General features: G+C 26.6%; 1 protein-coding gene. It reads right to left on the reverse strand.

The features are described 5' to 3' along the window. Positions 1–4: 4 nt before the first annotated feature. Complete coding sequence (locus ACXYRK_RS04155; protein ID WP_458618259.1) at positions 5–1,219, reverse strand: IS3 family transposase; 1,215 nt, start codon at positions 1,217–1,219, stop codon at positions 5–7. Between the last annotated feature and the right edge of the window lie 15 nt (positions 1,220–1,234).

A 1,234-nucleotide genomic window follows, 5' to 3' on the forward strand; every position in this document is an offset into this window, starting at 1 on the left:
AAAATTAACATTGTATCATCTCGGCATATTGCTGAGGTGATTTTCAATCTAAAACAGATTGAATTCGTTTTGTATTATATCAAATTATGTATTGGTGTATTAGTTTTTTTAATTCATCGAAAGTAATTTTTGAATAATCTACCTTTTTTAGTCATTCAGATTTTAAGCAAGAAAATCAATACTCGATTTCTCTATTATCCAAAGAATTACCAACTCTTGAAAATGAAACTTTTCCATTCTTTCTTTCTATCATATCAATATAGTATTTTGAAGTATATTGATATCCATGATCCGAATGGATTATAAAAGAATCACGATTAAAATCTTTAATGTTTTTAAAGTTATCGATAACAAGTTTTAAATCATTTTTGGTGGATATTGAATATCCTAAAATTCTTTTAGTTTTATGTTCAATAATTGCAGATAAGAATATATGGTTTTGGAAAAGTTTTAGGTCAGCAGGAGCAGGGATATATGTTACGTCAGTAGCGATGATTCCTCTAGAATCTTTATCATTAAAATCTCTTTTAACTAGATCTTCTTTTTGAAAATTTGTATTCTTTTTTTCACGAACTTTTTTCTTATTACGAACAAAAGATTTTACATTTAAATATTTCATTATTCTTCCTAAAGTCCTGTAATTTATGTATATTCCGTATTTTTCTCTTAATACAATAGACATTTTTACACGACCATAAACTTGCTTGTTTTCGTAAAAAACTTTCAGGATTATTTCTCGGTACTGCTCGTATTTTTCTTCCTTTTTGCTTATTGAATTTGTTTTTCATTTCGAGATAGTTTGTCTAGTTGCATCTAATATTTCTGCTGTCTTAGTTTGTGATAAGTCTTCTAATTGCTGAGTCTCGTTTTTCTTTTGATTCTTATCCATTTTTTCTGCTATTTCATAATATCGAGTTGCGATAATTATTAGATCTTGTCTGGTAAATTTTTCAAAATTTGGAACCTTAGATTTCTTGTCTTTCTTCGGTCTTCCAGAACCTGGTTTTCTTTGTGAACCACTTTTGGTTAATAATTGATTTTCCATATTTAAATTATAATATGAAACAATTTTTTTCAATCTATTTCTTAAACTTGTTGATTTAATAAAGATTAATTTTGGCTCGATTTCTTTCATAAAATATAAAGCTTTTTCGGTTCCTTCACTTGAATAAATTTCAAAAATTTTATCAAATTCTTCCTTCTTAAAATGCCTTGACATTGCTTTCCTTTCTTT

The sequence above is a fragment of the Mycoplasma sp. AC1221 genome, from assembly GCF_054353815.1.